The sequence below is a fragment of the Actinomadura sp. KC06 genome, assembly GCF_004348735.1.
Taxonomy (GTDB): domain Bacteria; phylum Actinomycetota; class Actinomycetes; order Streptosporangiales; family Streptosporangiaceae; genus Spirillospora.
In genome coordinates this window covers 1-15,678 of the sequence record NZ_SMKT01000182.1, presented here as the reverse complement: position 1 = coordinate 15,678, position 15,678 = coordinate 1, and the positions used below count along the sequence as shown (strand labels likewise).

Genomic DNA, 15,678 nt, shown 5'->3' with positions numbered 1-15,678 from the left:
GGGGGGCGGAGCCCCCCACATCGGGGGTCCGGGGGTCGCCCCCCGGGCAAACACGACGAAGGAGTGGCGGCCCGCGCTCTCCGCGGGCACACCACTCCCAACTCGTTCGTGGAGCTATGGGGATTCGAACCCCAGACCTCCTCCATGCCATGGAGGCGCGCTACCAACTGCGCCATAGCCCCGCCGCTGCGTGGACGTTCATCCCGCAGCGCTCAGCCAGTGTATCGGACGGGGCGGGCGTGGCTCGAATCGTTTGCGGGTCAGGTTCCGGCGTCGGGGCGGTCGTCGCTGAGGACGGGTTCGGGAAGGGTGCCGGCGTTGTGCTCGGCGAGGCGCCAGCCGCCGTCGCGCATCTCGGTGACGACGGACCAGCAGCAGTTGGACAGGCCGCCGAGGCGTTCCCAGGTCTCTTCGGGGAGGCGGAGGAGGTGGGACATGCCGAGGCGGAGCGCGGCGCCGTGGGAGGCGACGACGAGCTGCCCGGTGGGCGGGAGGTCGTCGAGGGCGCGTTCGAGGGCGGCGCCGACGCGTTTGGCGACCTGGGCGCTGGTCTCGCCGCCGGGCGGCTGCCAGGCGGCGTGCTCGGCCGGGTACCGTTCGCGGATCTCGCGGTTGGTCAGGCCCTCCCAGGCGCCGCCGTCGCGTTCGATGAGGTCCTTGTCGTAGCGGACGGGGAGTCCGGTGATGTCGGCGAGGGCCTGGGCGGTGTCGGCGGCGCGGCGGAGCGGGGACGCCAGGAGCGCGGTGGGCTGGAGCCCGGCGAGGAGGGCGGCCGCCCGGCGGGCCTGCTGGAGCCCGGTGTCGTCGAGCGGGACGTCCGTCTTGCCCTGGAAGCGGTGTTCGACGTTCCAGGCCGTCTGGCCGTGCCTCCAGAGCACGAGCCGCCGCTTCCCCGGCCGGCGGGTGGGGCGGGCGTCACTCACTCGCGCTCCCGACGGTCCTGGAGCGGTGGTTCTGGTGGGCGGTGACGTGTTCCGGCAGTTCGATGAGGGGGCAGTCTTTCCAGAGCCGTTCGAGGGCGTAGAACATGCGGTCTTCCTCGTGCTGGATGTGCACGATGATGTCCGCGTAGTCCAGCAGCACCCAGCGGCCCTCGCGTTCGCCTTCGCGGCGGACGGGCTTGGCGCCGGCGTCCTCGCGGAGGCGTTTCTCGACTTCGTCGACGATGGCCCGGACCTGGCGGTCGCTGGGTGCGGAGCAGAGCACGAACGCGTCGGTGATGACGAGCTGCTCGCTCACGTCGTAGGCAAGAATGTCGTCGGCCAGCTTGTCGCCCGCCGCCTCGGCGGCGATCCGGACGAGCTGCGCCGCCCTCTCGGATGCGGTCACGATGCGCTCGCGATCCTCCCTGTAGGGGTCGTATCCGGTACCACCTTCTCACGGGCGGCGGACAACGGTCCCCTATGTCGCTGTTCGACCGCAATGCTCATGCGGCCCTTCCCCTACCAGGGTATGTCCCGGGCCCGGACGCCCGTTTCGCGTGTCGCCGGGGGGCCGCGAATCCCGCGCGGGCGGGGGCTAGGCGCGGTACAGGTCGCGCTTGTTGATGTACTGGACGATCCCGTCCGGGACGAGGTACCAGATGGGCTCGCCGGAGTGGACGCGGTCGCGGCACTCGGTCGAGGAGATCGACAGGGCCGGGACCTCCATGAGGGAGACCCGCCCGTTGGGCAGTCCGGGGTCGGCGAGCCGGTGGCCGGGACGGGTGACGCCGATGAAGTGCGCGAGTTCGAAAAGCTCCTCGGTGTCGTGCCAGGTCAGCATCTTCTCCAGCGCGTCGGCGCCGGTGATGAAGAACAGGTCGGCGTCGGGGCCCTGGATCCGCCGCATGTCGCGGAGCGTGTCGACGGTGTAGGTGGGCCGGGGCCGGTCGATGTCGACGCGGCTGACGGAGAAGCGCGGGTTGGACGCGGTGGCGATCACGGCCATGAGGTAGCGGTCCTCGGCGGCGGCGACCTTGCGTCCCTCCTTGTGGGACGAGATGCCGGTGGGCACGAACACGACCTCGTCCAGGGAGAAGAAGTGCGCGACCTCGCTCGCGGCCACGAGGTGCCCGTGGTGGATCGGGTCGAACGTGCCGCCCATGATCCCCAGCCGCCGCTTTTGCGTCATGACGACGAGAATAGCCAGCGGGCCCGGCGCCCGGAACGGCCGGGCCCCGGGGCTCAGGACAGGCCGGGGAGGGGCGCGGCCCCGTCCTCCCAGGTCACGACGCGGACGGCCTTGCCGACCTCGACCCTCGGCACGGTGCCGCCCGGCAGCACGAACACCTCGGCGGTCAGCCCGAGCGTCTCGTGCAGGGTTCGGACGAGCTCGTCCCGGGGGTTCCCCGAGAGGGCCTCGCAGGCGACGAGGAGGCGGACGGCCGGGCTGCGCCGGTCCACGACGAGCTGGTAGTGCGGCCGGACGAGCCCGGACCCGAGCAGGACCCGCTCGACCTCGCTGGGGTAAACGTTGACGCCCCGGACGACGAGCATGTCGTCGGCGCGTCCGAGGACCTTGCTCATCCGGACGAGCGTCCGGCCGCAGGGGCATTCGCCGCGGGTCAGGGACGCGATGTCGCCGGTGCGGTACCGCAGCAGCGGCAGCGCCTGCTTCGTCGGGGTGGTGAACACCAGCTCGCCGGGCGTGCCGTCCTTGGCGGGCTCGCCGCTGGACGGGTCGACGGCCTCGACGATGAAGTGGTCCTCGTTGACGTGCAGGCCGTCCTGTTCGAGGCATTCGGTGGCGACGCCGGGGCCGATGACCTCGGAGAGCCCGTAGATGTCCATCGCCTTGATCGGCAGGACGCGCTCGATGGCGGTGCGCAGCTCCTCCGACCAGGGCTCGGCGCCGAAGAGGCCCGCCTTGAGCGCGTGCGGTTCAACGCCGGCGTCCGCGAGCGCCTCGCCGAGCCGGAGCGCGTAGGCGGGGGTGCAGGTCAGGACGTCGGCCTGGAGGTCGGCGAGCATCCGGACCTGCCGGTCGGTCATGCCGCCCGACATCGGCACGACGGTCGCGCCGAGCGCCACGGCGCCCTGGTGGATGCCGATCCCGCCGGTGAACAGGCCGTAGCCGTAGGCGTTGTGGACGATGCTCCCCGGCGCCGCCCCCGCGCACGACAGCGAGCGCGCGCACATCGCCGCCCACAGGTCGAGGTCGGCCTTGGTGTAGGCGACGAGGGTGGGGCGTCCGCGCGTCCCGCTGGAGCCGTGCACGGCGGCGACCTGGTCGCGCGGGACGGCCAGCATCCCGAACGGGTAGGTGTCCCAGAGGTCCTGCTTGGTGGTGAACGGGAGGTTCCGCAGCCCGGCGAGGGTGACGTCCGAGCCGCCGCCGACGCCGGCCTCCTTCAGCCGCCGGCCCTGGACGCCGTCCGCCGCGAGAAGCCGGTCGACCAGCCCCCACAGACGGTGCCGCTGCAGCGCGGCGCGCTCGTCGAGGGACATCGCCTCGGCTTTCGGGTCGAACATGGATCGCCTCCCGGGCGCGGCCGGAGCCGGTCGAGGGATCCACGGCGGGGAACCCTGCGACACGGTGGTTCGTCGGAACTACCATGCCAGACATGACGGAGAACACACCGGATCGAGCACGGACGCGGTTCCCGGGGATCAGTTCCCGGGCCTACGAACACCCGGCGGACCGATCGGCGCTCGTGGCGCTGCGCTCGCTGTCCGGGTTCGACGTCGTCCTGCGCAAGCTGTCGGGGCTGATCAACGAGCGGTCCCTGCGGCTGATGTTCCTCGGCGGGACGGTACGCGTCGGCGAAGATCAGTTCCGCAACATCTATGACATGGTCCGCGACGCCTCGTACGTCCTGGACATGCCGGAGGTACCCGAGCTGTACGTCCGGCAGGACCCGACGCCCAACGCGATGGCGCTCGGCTCCGACCACCCGTTCATCGTGCTGAACACCGGGCTGATCGACCTGCTGGACGACGAGGAGCTGCGGTTCGTCGTCGGGCACGAGGTCGGGCACATCCTGTCCGGGCACGCGGTGTACCAGACGATGATGCAGATCCTGCTGCAGCTCGGGTCGCGGCTGGCGTGGCTGCCGCTCGGCAACATGGGCATCGCGGCGATCATCATCGGGCTGCGGGAGTGGTTCCGGAAGGCGGAGCTGTCGTCCGACCGTGCGGGCCTGCTCGTCGGGCAGGACCTCGACGCCGCGAAGCGCGTGATGATGAAGCTGGCCGGTGGGACGCGGCTCGGCGAGATGAGCAGCGAGGCGTTCCTGGAGCAGGCCCGCGAGTACGACGCGGCCGGCGACGTCCGGGACGGGCTGCTGAAGTTCCTGAACCTGCTCGGGCAGTCGCACCCGTTCGCGGTGATCCGGTTCGCGGAGATCGACCGGTGGGCGCGCAGCGGCGAGTACGAGCGGATCCTCGCCGGCGACTACCCGCGCCGCGACGACGACGGCCGCGCGTCGGTCACCGACGAGATCAGGGAGGCGGCCAAGTCGTACCGGGAGTCGTGGGAGCGGACGGCCGACCCGTTCGTGGGCAAGGTGCGCGACATGGCGGACGCGGCGGCCGGTGCGGCCGGCGGCCTGTTCGACCGTTTCGCCCGCCGCGACAACGGCCCGACCGACAGCAACTAGCCGGAGCCACGGCAACGGGGAGAGCGACCACCAGGCCGCCGCGACACGGACGCGGCGGCCTTTCTCATGCTCGTCCCGGGCGTTAGAACGGGGCGGGGAGGAGGAGTTCGACGTTGCGGTCGTCGACGTCGCCGCGGCGGTTCTCCTCCCGGTCCTGCCAGTCGTTGCCCGCCAGCTCGCGGGACAGCGACGCCAGCCGGACGGGGTCGGCGAGGTTCCCGCCGTAGGACGCGGGCGCGGCCGAGTCCAGGATCGTCGCGAAGATCGACAGGGTGCCGTCGCCGTTGTCGGCGAGTTCGAGGATGCGGCTCTGCTGCGGGAAGTCGATGTGCGCGGCCGTGTTCACCTCCCAGAACCCTCCCCCGCTCTTGCGGGCGTGCGGGATCACGCGGTTGCGGTGCGTGTGGCCGTTCACCCACAGGATCACGTTCGGGTAGCGCAGCAGGAGCGCCAGGACCTCGTCGCCCAGGACGCGGGCACCGCCGAGAGCGTTGTCCAGCGAGGCGATCGGGTGGTGGCTGAACAGGACGAACAGCCGGTCCCTCACCCTCTGCTCGACGACGGAGCCGTCCGGGGCGTAGTAGTGGCTGCTTCCGGCCTGCAGCTGGGATTCCAGCCAGGCGAACTGCTCCTTGTCGAGCGAGCCCTCGGGCAGGCCGTTCGGGTTGACGGTGTCGAGGACGAGCCCGCGGACCTGGCCCCTGCCGAACGCGTAGTAGGCCGTCCCCTCGCGGAGGTTGCCCAGGGTGAAGCCGTGGCCGCGCAGGGACGCGGCCGTCTTGAAGTGCTCGGCGACGACCTCACGGCGCGACAGCATGCGGCGGTCCGGGTCGGGCGTCACGCGGCGGAACAGGCCGCCGGCGTCGCCGTGCTCGCGGATGAGGCGCAGGAGGGCCTCGGCGTCGCCCTCGGCCAGGATGCGGGCGAGGAGCTGGGCTTGGGCGTCGTCCGCCGGGACGCCGACCTTGACGGCGCCGGTGGCGAGGCCCGAGATGAGCGGGTTGACCGGCAGGTTCCCCTGGACGAGGCCGTCGTGGTTGCCGAACACGGCGAGCCACGGCGCGTCCAGGCCGGTCGCCTGGAACGGCCTGCGCGCGGCGTCGATCAGGCCTTCCACGCGCGGGAATCCGAATCTGGCGATCGGGACGTCGGCGTCCGCGCCGGGCGGCGGGCCTTCGGGATGCCAGAACGCGCGGTCGTAGGACGTCCAGTCCATGACGCCCTCGTACCGGTCGGGGTCGCCGGAGTCGGGGCGGACGCGGCGGCCGTCCAGCAGGTCGATGATCCAGCGGACCTCGTTGTACTGGACGTTGTCGGCCGCGTCGCCGGTGTTGATGGCGAACGCGAGCGGCAGCCCCGTCGCGGGGCCCCGCCCGACGCGGTTCATCGCCCGGACCATCGCCTCGGCGACCTGCGTGGACAGGATCTCCTGCGGCCGGTACGCGCTCTGCACGGGCAGGGCCATGACGTCCTTGAAGCGGTCGAGCAGCTCGACCCGCGCCGGGGACTGGGCGTCGATGACGTGCACGTCGGTGAGCTGCCCGAACGCCAGGACGGGCCGTCGCCTCAGGGCGCGCCGCGCGGACGCGGCGCCGCCGAGATCGCGGCGCAGGAGGTGCGGCTCGCCCGGCCCGGTGATCACGGGACGGTAGCCGCCGGCGCCCGCCGATCCGAGCAGGTACGTCCGGGCGAGGGTGGTGCCGGCGGCGGGGCCGCGGAGCGCCGGGGCGGCCCCCGGGACGGCGGTCGCGGGGCGCGAGGGGAACGCGACGAGTCCGGTGGAGGCCAGCCCCGCGCCGAGGGCCGCCCCCTTCAAGACGCGGCGGCGAGTGTACTCACGGGTCACAATCGTGAATCACACCACGCCCCGCAACGTGACATCAATAGTCAAAATGTCACAACTTACCCGGGTGCTCAGCCGCGCAGATGGCCCTCGCCGGTCACCACGTACTTCGTGGACGTCAGCTCCGGGAGCCCCATCGGGCCGCGCGCGTGCAGCTTCTGCGTCGAGATGCCGATCTCCGCGCCGAAGCCGAACTCCTCGCCGTCGGTGAAGCGCGTCGAGGCGTTCACCATCACCGCGGCCGAGTCGACCAGGGCGACGAACCGCTTCGCGGCGGGCTGCGACGTCGTGACGATCGCCTCGGTGTGGCCGGAGCCGTACTCGCGGATGTGCGCGACGGCGTCCTCCAGCGAGTCGACGACGCGGGCCGCGATGTCGAGGGACAGGTACTCGGCGCGCCAGTCGTCCTCGGACGCCGCCACGACGTCGTCGCCGTACGACCGGATGCGGTCATCGCCGTGGACCGTGACACCGGCGCCCCGCAGCGCCTCAAGCGCGCGCGGGACGAACGCGTCGGCGACGCCGGCGTGCACCAGGAACGTCTCCGCCGCGTTGCAAACCGACGGACGCTGCGTCTTCGCGTTCAGCAGGATCTCGACGGCCATGTCCACGTCGGCGGCGGCGTCCACGTACACCGCGCAGTTCCCGACGCCCGTCTCGATCACCGGGACCGTCGACTCCTCCACCACCGAGTTGATCAGCGAGGCGCCGCCGCGCGGGATCAGCACGTCCACCAGGCCGCGGGCCCGCATCAGATGCTTCACCGATTCGCGGGACGTGCCCGGGACGAGCTGCACCGCGTCCGCCGGGACCTCCGTCTCCGCCAGCGCGCGCTGCATCACCTCGACCAGCGCCGTGTTCGAGTCGAACGCCGACGACGAGCCGCGCAGCAGCGCCGCGTTCCCGCTCTTCAGGCACAGCGCGGCGGCGTCCACGGTCACGTTCGGACGGCCCTCGTAGATCATCCCGACGACGCCGAGCGGCACCCGCACCTGCCGCAGCTCAAGACCGTTCGGCAGGACGCTTCCGCGCACCGACTCTCCCACCGGGTCCGGCAGCGCGGCGACCTTCCGGACGGCGTCGGCGATCGCGGCGATCCGCTCCTCCGACAGGCTCAGCCGGTCGATCATGTACTCGGACGTGCCGTTCTCCCTGGCCCGCGCCACATCGGCCGCGTTCGCCTTGACGATCTCCGGCGCGGCGGCGACAAGGGCGTCCGCGATCCGGTGCAGCGCCGCGTCCTTCGCCGCCCGCGGCAGCGGGGCCAGCCCGGCCGCGGACTCCCGGGCGCGCCGCGCCACCCGCACGAACTCGTCGGCCTCGCTCATTACAGGTCCCTCCGGAAACTAGTCGTTCTGGGGGTCGGCCCCCGGGCCCCCGGCCACGAGCACCACAAGGTGATCGCGGTGGATTATCTCGCGTTCGTACTCCGCGCCCAGCTCCCTGGCCAGCCACCGCGTCGAGCGCCCCATCAGGTCGGGGATCTCGGACGCGTCGTAGTTCACCAGCCCGCGCGCCACGACCCGGCCCGCGGTGTCGCACAGGTCGACGGGGTCGCCCGCCGCGAAGTCGCCGGACACGCCCGTCACCCCGGCCGGGAGCAGCGACTTGCGCCGCCGCACGACCGCGTCGACCGCGCCCGGGTCGAGCGTGACCCGTCCCTGCCCGGTGGTGGCGTGGGCGAGCCACAGGTTCCGGGTCGACATGCGGCGGCCGTCCGCCGGGTGGAACAGCGTCCCGACCCCGTCGCCGGCGAGCGCGTGCGCGGCGGACGCGGCGTTCGTCAGCACGACCGGGATGCCCGCGATCCTGGCCGCCTCGACCTTGGTGACCATGCCGCCGGTGCCGACGCGTCCGGACCGGCCGAGCTTGACGTCCTTCAGGTCGTCCGGGCCGTGCACGTCGGCGATGCGGCGGGCGCCGGGGCGGCGCGGGTCCCCGGTGTAGAGGGCGTCGACGTCCGACAGCAGGACCAGCGCGTCCGCGCGGATCAGGTGCGCGACCAGCGCGGCGAGCCGGTCGTTGTCGCCGAACCGGATCTCGTCGGTGGCGACGGTGTCGTTCTCGTTCACGATCGGCAGGATGCCGAGGGCGAGGAGCTGCGCGAGCGTGCGCTGCGCGTTGCGGTGGTGCGAGCGGCGCATCATGTCGTCGGCGGTGAGCAGCACCTGCCCGACCGTCAGCCCGTGCCGCGCGAACGACCCGGTGTACCGGGCGAACAGCAGGCCCTGGCCGACGCTCGCCGCCGCCTGCTGGGTGGCGAGGTCCCGCGGCCGCCGGGTCAGCCCCAGCGGTCCGAGCCCCGCGGCGATCGCGCCGGACGACACGAACACGATCTCGGTGCCCTCGGCGCGGCGGGCGGCGAGGACGTCCACCAGCGCGTCGATGCGTCCGGCGTCGATCGTGCCCTCCAGGGTGGTCAGCGAGGACGAGCCCGCCTTCACCACGATCCGGTGCGCCTTCGCGATCGCCTCGCGCTCGTTCACGGTGGTTCGCGCCTCGCGCTCGGTCATGGGCGGCCGCCCAGGCGGCGGTCGGTGCCGCGCGGTCCGGGGGCGACCTCGCCCGCGGGGACCTCGGGCTCCCAGTCGAAGACCACCGAGTCGTCCGGAGTGCCGATCATGACGGTGGCGCCCGCGGTCGCGCCGGCCTTGGCGAGGGCGTCCTCCACGCCGAGTCGGGCGAGCCGGTCGGCGAGGTAGCCGACGGCCTCCTCGTTGGAGAAGTCCGTCTGCCGCAGCCACCGGACGGGCTTCGCGCCGGTGATCAGGTACGTGTTGTCGCCGAGTTCCCTGACCTCGAAGTCGGTGTCGCCGCCGACCGGCTCGGGCCGGATGACGATGCGGGTCGGCTCCGCCGGCGGCAGCGACGCGCGGTACTCGCCCACCATCGCCGCCATCGCGAACGACAGCTCCCGCAGGCCCTCGCGCGTGGCCGCGGACACCTCGAACACCTTCAGGCCGCGCGCCTCGAACTCGGGGCGGACCATCTCTGCGAGGTCGCGTCCGTCCGGGACGTCGACCTTGTTCAGGACGACGATGCGGGGCCGGTCCGACAGCGGGCGGTCGCCGAGCACCCGGTCGTAGGCCTGCAGCTCGCGCTCGATGACGTCGAAGTCGCTGACGGGGTCGCGTCCGGGCTCCATGGTCGCGCAGTCGAGCACGTGCGCCAGCGTGGACGAGCGCTCGATGTGGCGCAGGAAGTCCAGGCCGAGGCCGCGGCCCTCGCTGGCGCCCTCGATCAGGCCCGGGACGTCCGCGACCGTGAACGTCGTGTCGGCCGCCTCGACCACGCCGAGGTTCGGGATCAGCGTCGTGAACGGATAGTCGGCGATCTTCGGCTTGGCGGCGGACAGCGCGGCGATCAGCGACGACTTGCCCGCGCTGGGGAAGCCGACGAGCGCGACGTCCGCGACGCTCTTCAGCTCCAGGACGACGTCGCGCGCCTCGCCCGGCTCGCCGAGCAGCGCGAACCCGGGAGCCTTGCGCTTGGCGGTCGCCAGCGCCGCGTTCCCGAGGCCGCCGTTGCCGCCGCGCGCGATCACGTACCGGGTGCCCTCGCCGACCAGGTCGGCCACGACCCTGTCGCCCTGCTTGACGACGGTGCCGTCCGGGACGGGCAGGACGACGTCGCCGCCGTCCGCGCCCGTCCGGTGGCCGCCCTGACCTGGACGGCCGTTGCCCGCCTTCTGGTGCGGGCGCCGGTGGTACTCCAGGAGGCTCGCGGCGTTCGCGTCGACGACGAGGACGACGTCGCCGCCGCGCCCGCCGTTCGCGCCGTCCGGTCCGCCGAGCGGCTTGAACTTCTCCCGGTGGATCGACGCGCAGCCGTTGCCGCCGTTGCCGGCGGCGACGTGCAGCACCACCCGGTCGACGAACTGCGCACCCGATCCCGCTCCAGCGGCCACGGTGATCTCTCCTCGATGGAAACGGCGAAGGGGCGGACCGGCACCGGTCCGCCCCTTCGTAAAAAGTCTCTTCCCAGGCGGACTACTCCGCCGGCGGGACGACGCTCACCGCGTTGCGGCCGCGGTAGCGGCGGAACTTCACCGCGCCGGCGACCAGCGCGAACAGCGTGTCGTCGCCGCCGCGCCCGACGCCCGGGCCGGGGTGGAAGTGGGTGCCGCGCTGCCGGACGATGATCTCGCCGGCGTTGACGACCTGGCCGCCGAACCGCTTCACGCCGAGGCGCTTGGCGTTGGAGTCACGGCCGTTACGGCTGGACGACGCGCCCTTCTTGTGTGCCATCTGACCGCTCCCTTACTTCCCGGCCTTGATACCGGTGATCTTGACCTCGGTGTACGGCTGACGGTGTCCCATCCGCCGCTTGTACCCGGTCTTGTTCCGGTAGTGCATGATGTTGATCTTCGGGCCCTTGACCGCGCCGAGGATCTCGCCGGTCACCTCGTAGCGCGCGAGGTCGGCCGAGCCGCTGACGACCGTGTCGCCGTCCACGACCAGCACGGCCGGGAACGTCACTGTCGAGCCGACGTCGCCGGCCAGCTTGTCGACGGTCAGCACGTCATCGACGGCGACCTTCTCCTGCCTGCCGCCTGCGCGGACAATCGCGTACACCGCGGAAACCCTTCGTCTTCGCGCGCTTCCGGACTGAACCGGTCCCACGCGTGGCTTACCCAGCCCCCGGATGGGGGCCTACCTCCGGCACGGGCCGAAGGCGGCACACCAGAGAAGACCCTGATGCTCTCTGCTTGGCCTCACCGGATCGGCGAGGTGCGCACCGAACGCCCCCGGAGGGATTCGCGGTGCAGATTCAGATGACGCGCCCATGACGCGCCGAAGTACAAGACTACCGGATGCCCCGGCTCGAACGCACCCTGACTCAGCGGCGAGCGACCCCGGCGGGCACGCACGGGATGCGCCCGCCCGCCGGTTCGGGTCGTTACTCGGCTTCCGCTTCGGCGGTCCGGGCCGCGGACGTGGTGGAGGAGCGGCGGACGCGGCGGCGGGTGACCGGCGCGCGCTCGGCTTCGTCCTTGGCCTCGTCCATGGCCTCGGCGGGAGCGGTGTCGGCCGTGGAGCCGTTCGGCTCGGGGGCGGCGGGTGCGGAGCCGTTGAGGTCCTTGCCGGACGGCTCGGTGCCGTTGGCGGCGACCGGGACGGGCTCGGCGGAGTCGAGCGCCGCCGGGGAGGTCCCGGCGCTCTCGGCCTCGGCCTCGGCCGCCTCGACGGCGGCCTGCACGGGCGACTCGTCGTCCTGCACGGCGGCCTCGTCAGCGCCCTGAGCGGAGGTCTCGTCGGCGCTCTGCGCGGGCGCCTCGTCGGCAGCCCGCACGAGCGGCTCGTCGCTGCCCTGCGCTTGCGGCGCGTCGCTGGCCTGCGCCTGCGGCTCGGCGGGGGCCTGCGCCTGCGGCTCGTCAGCGGACGGCGCGGGCGGCTCGTCGGCGTCGATCTCCGGGGGCGGGCCTGCGGGGCGCTTGGCGGGGCCCGACCTGCGCCGGCGTGCGCGCACCGGCGGCTCGGCGGGCTCGATGGGCGCCATGGGCTCGGCCGCCTCCGCGGGCACGGCGGACTCGGCCGCGGCGACCGGTTCGGCGGGCTCCGCCGGACGGGTCTCCTGCACGGCCAGCTTCTCCTCGACGGCCCGTTCGACCTCGCCCTTGCGCTTACGGCGGCGGCCGCTCTCCTTGCCCGCCGCCTTGTCCGGCTTCGGCTCGACCGGCGACAGGTGGACGTGGATGCCGCGTCCGCCGCAGGACTCGCAGGTCTCCGAGAACGCCTCCAGCAGGCCCTGGCCGACGCGCTTGCGGGTCATCTGGACCAGGCCGAGCGAGGTGACCTCGGCGACCTGGTGCTTGGTGCGGTCCCGCGACAGGCATTCCACGAGGCGGCGCAGCACCAGATCGCGGTTGCTCTCCAGCACCATGTCGATGAAGTCGATCACGACGATGCCGCCGATGTCGCGGAGCCGGAGCTGGCGGACGATCTCCTCGGCCGCCTCCAGGTTGTTGCGGGTGACGGTCTCCTCCAGGTTGCCGCCCTGCCCGGTGAACTTGCCGGTGTTGACGTCGATGACCGTCATCGCCTCGGTGCGGTCGATCACCAGGGAGCCGCCGGACGGCAGCCACACCTTGCGGTCGAGGGCCTTGGCGATCTGCTCGTCGATGCGGTACGCGGACAGGGCGTCCTGGTTCCCCGTCCAGCGCTCGACGCGCTCGGCGAGGTGCGGCGCGACGTACTCGACGTACTCGGAGACGGTGTCCCAGGCGCCCTCACCGGACACGACGAGCTTGGTGAAGTCCTCGTTGAAGATGTCGCGGACGACGCGGATCGTCAGGTCGGGCTCGCCGTACAGGAGGGAGGGCGCGGAGGCCGTCTTGACCTTCTTCTGGATGTTGTCCCACTGGGCGGCCAGGCGCGAGACGTCCCGGGAGAGCTCCTCCTCGGTGGCGCCCTCGGCGGCGGTCCGGACGATCACGCCGGCGTTCTCCGGCATGACCTTCTTCAGGATCGACTTGAGGCGGCTGCGCTCCTTGTCGGGGAGCTTGCGGCTGATGCCGGTCATCGAGCCGTCCGGCACGTACACGAGGTAGCGGCCGGGCAGCGAGACCTGGCTAGTCAGACGGGCGCCCTTGTGGCCGAGCGGGTCCTTGGTGACCTGGACGAGCACCGACTGGCCCGACTTCAGCGCCGACTCGATGCGGCGCGGCTGGCCCTCCAGCCCGGAGGCGTCCCAGTTGACCTCGCCCGCGTACAGGACGGCGTTGCGGCCCTTGCCGATGTCGACGAACGCCGCCTCCATCGACGGCAGGACGTTCTGCACCTTGCCGAGGTAGACGTTGCCGACGTAGCTCTGGTGGGTCGCGCGGTTGACGTAGTGCTCGACCAGCACGTCGTCCTCCAGGACGGCGATCTGCGTGCGCTCGCCCTCCTGCCGCACGACCATGACCCGCTCGACTGCCTCGCGGCGGGCGAGGAACTCGGCCTCGGTGATCACCGGCGGTCGGCGGCGGCCCTGCTCGCGGCCCTCCCGGCGGCGCTGCTTCTTGGCCTCCAGCCGGGTCGAGCCCCGGACGGACTGGACCTCGTCCTCGGCGGCGGCGCGTTCCTCGCGGGCGGTGCGGACGTGGACGACGGTGTTCGGCGGGTCGTCCGTGCCGGTCCCGCCCTCGCCGTCGGTTCCGGAGCGGCGCCTGCGGCGGCGCCGGCGGCGGCTCGACCCGCCCTGGCCGGACTCGTCCTCGTCGCCGTCGTCCGCGGCGGCCTCGCGCTCGCTCTCGTCCGCCTTGGGCGCCTTCTCCTTGCCCTTGTCCTTCTTGCCGGACTTGTCCTTCTTGGTGCTCTTTTCCTTCTTGGTGGCCTTGGCGGGCTCCTCGTCCTTCTCCTCGGGCTCCGCCTCGTCGCCCTGCGCCTCGTCGTCGGCGCCCTCCTTGCCGCCCCGGCCGCGCCCGCGCCCGCCACGGCGGCGGCGCCTGCGGGACGGACGGTCGTCGGACTCGTCCTCGTCGGAGGGCCGCTCGTCGCGGTCCTCGTCGGCGCCGTCGTCCTCCACGACCTCGCGCTTCGGCTCGTCCTTGGGCCGGGCGGCGGTGTCGGACTTCGGCTGCGGCGGCTGGAACACGACCATCGGCGGCTGGAACGTCACGCCCGGAATGCCGACCCCGCTTGCGGGCTCGGTCTCCGATACCCGCTCCTGCTCGGCGGCCGGCACGTCCGGCACCGGCGGAACGGCGGGAGCCGCCTCCGCGGAAGCGGCGGGCCGGCGCCGCGTCCGGGTACGCGTGCGAGGCGCGGGCGCGTCGTCGGCCTGCTCGGCCTCGGCGGCGGCCGGCGGCTCGGTCTCGGTGTCCGGGGAGGTCTCGGCACCGGTCATCGGAACGGGCTCGGACGTCTCGGCGGCCTTCCCGCTCCTGGTGCGGGTCCGGGAGCGCGTGGCGCGCTTCGGCGGCTCAGGAGCCTCCTCGGCCGGGGCGGCCTCCCCCTCGGAGGCGCCGGTCGACTCGGGCGGCGGGCCCGCGGGACGGCTGGCCCGCCGCGGACGCGACGTCACCCCCGCGCCGTTCTCGACCTCCGCGCTCGCGGTACCGGTGTTCTCGTTCTCTGTGCCTTCGGCATTGGCCGAATCGGCTTCGTTCTCAAGCATCCGGGCAATCTCCCGTCAGGCTCCCGGGCGCGTCCGCACGCTCCGCCGAGGGGCGGATCGATGCGGTGCGCCGCACGGGAGCACTCCATCAGTCGTCGGTGCCGCCACCGCCGGACGACCGTCCGGCCATGACGACGAAGTCGTCGGGGGTGCGCCCGCCGTACCCTGCGGGACCGGTTCCGTGTCGCCACGGCTTCGGTCTCACGGTCAGGCGCTGACGGCATCCACGCTCGCGGCGTCCCCGGGCAGCGGCCGCTCCTGGCCGCGGTCCGTCTCGGCGTCGTCGCCGGACGGCGGTCCGATCTCCCGGTCGGGATCCAGAGGATCCGCGAGGCCACCGGTGTCCGCGTCGAGGGGCCCCTGCGCCAGCCTGGTCACCAGCGGGGGTGACGGCGGCGCGAGGTCGGCGACCTGGCGCAGTCCGGTGAGGATGTCGTCGGGTCGTACGGCGGGTGTGGAATGCCGAACAACCATTCGAAGTATCGCACAAGGGGCATCCGCCGCGTCCGCGGCGCGCCGGTCCAGCTCACAGGAGGACACGGCGGCGCGCACGTCGAAACGGCGCAGCCCCTTCTTCATGAGGCGTTCCACCTCGACCTCGCCGGCGGCCATGAAGGCGGCCACGGCGGCGGCGGCATCGTCGGATGACACGCCGTCCAGCCGGATCCGCCATTCGGACGCCTCGAGCCGATCGGCGAACGCGCCCGCTCTCGGCTGCGCGCCGCCGTCGCGTCCCGCCCGTACCGGCACGACATCCACGATGTCGAGCCCGCTGGGCAGGGCCGCGTCGAGATCGGCCCGCACCCGCGCAGGGTCGCGCGGCGCGGTGAGCCCGATCTCCAGGTATTCCGCCTCACTGGCCACCCCTGTCGCCGCCGCACCCGCGTACGAGATCTTCGGGTGGGGCGTGAACCCGCCGCTGAACGCGACAGGGATCCCGGCGCGCCTGACGGCGCGTTCCACGGCCCGGGAAATGTCGCGGTGGCTCGTGAACCGCAGCCTGCCCCGCTTGGCATAGCGGACGCGCAGGCGCTGGATCACGGGGGCCGGCGGCGGACCCTCCGGCATGGGTGCCAGGGTTCTGGTCCTTCCTACTCGCGTCGAGTCGAAATCAAAGGTCTCCCTATAGAGTACGTGCCCCCGACCACCCCCGCGC

The 15,678-nt window shown here is 72.8% G+C and carries 13 protein-coding genes and 1 tRNA gene; 1 reads left to right on the top strand and 13 read right to left on the bottom strand.

The genetic code is table 11. From position 1 onward, the window contains the following. Positions 1-109: 109 nt before the first annotated feature. The 5 genes from E1287_RS36300 to E1287_RS36280 form a co-directional block, all read right to left on the bottom strand. Positions 110-182: transfer RNA gene (locus E1287_RS36300), tRNA-Ala, on the bottom strand. Positions 183-260: 78 nt separating this feature from the next. Continuing rightward, a complete protein-coding gene (locus tag E1287_RS36295; RefSeq protein ID WP_131969812.1) occupies positions 261-923 on the bottom strand; it encodes a histidine phosphatase family protein in 663 nt (220 codons plus the stop codon). After that, entirely contained in the window at positions 916-1,329 is a 414-nt protein-coding gene (rsfS, locus tag E1287_RS36290) for a ribosome silencing factor (protein ID WP_131969811.1), read from the bottom strand. The genes E1287_RS36295 and rsfS overlap by 8 nt, the downstream gene beginning before the upstream one ends. A 189-nt stretch (positions 1,330-1,518) precedes the next feature. Beyond that, positions 1,519-2,112: a nicotinate-nucleotide adenylyltransferase gene (gene nadD, locus E1287_RS36285; RefSeq protein ID WP_131969810.1), complete on the bottom strand. Its 594-nt coding sequence runs from the start codon at positions 2,110-2,112 to the stop codon at positions 1,519-1,521. 53 nt (positions 2,113-2,165) lie between these two features. Then, a complete protein-coding gene (locus E1287_RS36280) occupies positions 2,166-3,452 on the bottom strand; it encodes a phenylacetate--CoA ligase (RefSeq protein ID WP_207934668.1) in 1,287 nt (428 codons plus the stop codon). Positions 3,453-3,544: 92 nt separating this feature from the next. On the opposite strand from E1287_RS36280, the gene E1287_RS36275 reads away from it, so the two are divergent. Then, a complete protein-coding gene (locus E1287_RS36275; RefSeq protein ID WP_131969809.1) occupies positions 3,545-4,579 on the top strand; it encodes a M48 family metallopeptidase in 1,035 nt (344 codons plus the stop codon). A gap of 82 nt (positions 4,580-4,661) precedes the next feature. Here E1287_RS36275 and E1287_RS36270 read toward each other — a convergent pair whose 3' ends face one another. The 8 genes from E1287_RS36270 to E1287_RS36235 form a co-directional block, all read right to left on the bottom strand. Beyond that, the gene (locus E1287_RS36270; RefSeq protein WP_131969808.1) at positions 4,662-6,425 is read right to left on the bottom strand and encodes a TIGR03767 family metallophosphoesterase; all 1,764 of its coding nucleotides are present in this window, start codon (positions 6,423-6,425) and stop codon (positions 4,662-4,664) included. Positions 6,426-6,493: 68 nt separating this feature from the next. Then, entirely contained in the window at positions 6,494-7,750 is a 1,257-nt protein-coding gene (locus tag E1287_RS36265) for a glutamate-5-semialdehyde dehydrogenase (protein ID WP_131969807.1), read from the bottom strand. Between the two features lie 18 nt (positions 7,751-7,768). Continuing rightward, a complete protein-coding gene (gene proB, locus E1287_RS36260) occupies positions 7,769-8,935 on the bottom strand; it encodes a glutamate 5-kinase (RefSeq protein WP_131969806.1) in 1,167 nt (388 codons plus the stop codon). Further along, a complete protein-coding gene (gene obgE / locus E1287_RS36255; protein ID WP_131969805.1) occupies positions 8,932-10,329 on the bottom strand; it encodes a GTPase ObgE in 1,398 nt (465 codons plus the stop codon). The genes proB and obgE overlap by 4 nt, the downstream gene beginning before the upstream one ends. Positions 10,330-10,411: 82 nt before the next feature. Then, entirely contained in the window at positions 10,412-10,669 is a 258-nt protein-coding gene (gene rpmA / locus E1287_RS36250) for a 50S ribosomal protein L27 (RefSeq protein WP_131969804.1), read from the bottom strand. A 12-nt stretch (positions 10,670-10,681) separates the two neighbouring features. Beyond that, positions 10,682-10,996, bottom strand: coding sequence for a 50S ribosomal protein L21 (gene rplU, locus E1287_RS36245; RefSeq protein ID WP_131969803.1), 315 nt, complete (start codon positions 10,994-10,996; stop codon positions 10,682-10,684). A 325-nt stretch (positions 10,997-11,321) separates the two neighbouring features. Further along, on the bottom strand, positions 11,322-14,522 hold the full coding sequence (locus E1287_RS36240; RefSeq protein ID WP_131969802.1) for an Rne/Rng family ribonuclease: 3,201 nt from the start codon (positions 14,520-14,522) through the stop codon (positions 11,322-11,324). Positions 14,523-14,729: 207 nt separating this feature from the next. Continuing rightward, positions 14,730-15,590 (bottom strand): TIGR03936 family radical SAM-associated protein, encoded by an 861-nt coding sequence (locus E1287_RS36235; protein WP_131969801.1) that lies wholly within the window; start codon positions 15,588-15,590, stop codon positions 14,730-14,732. Positions 15,591-15,678: the final 88 nt, after the last annotated feature.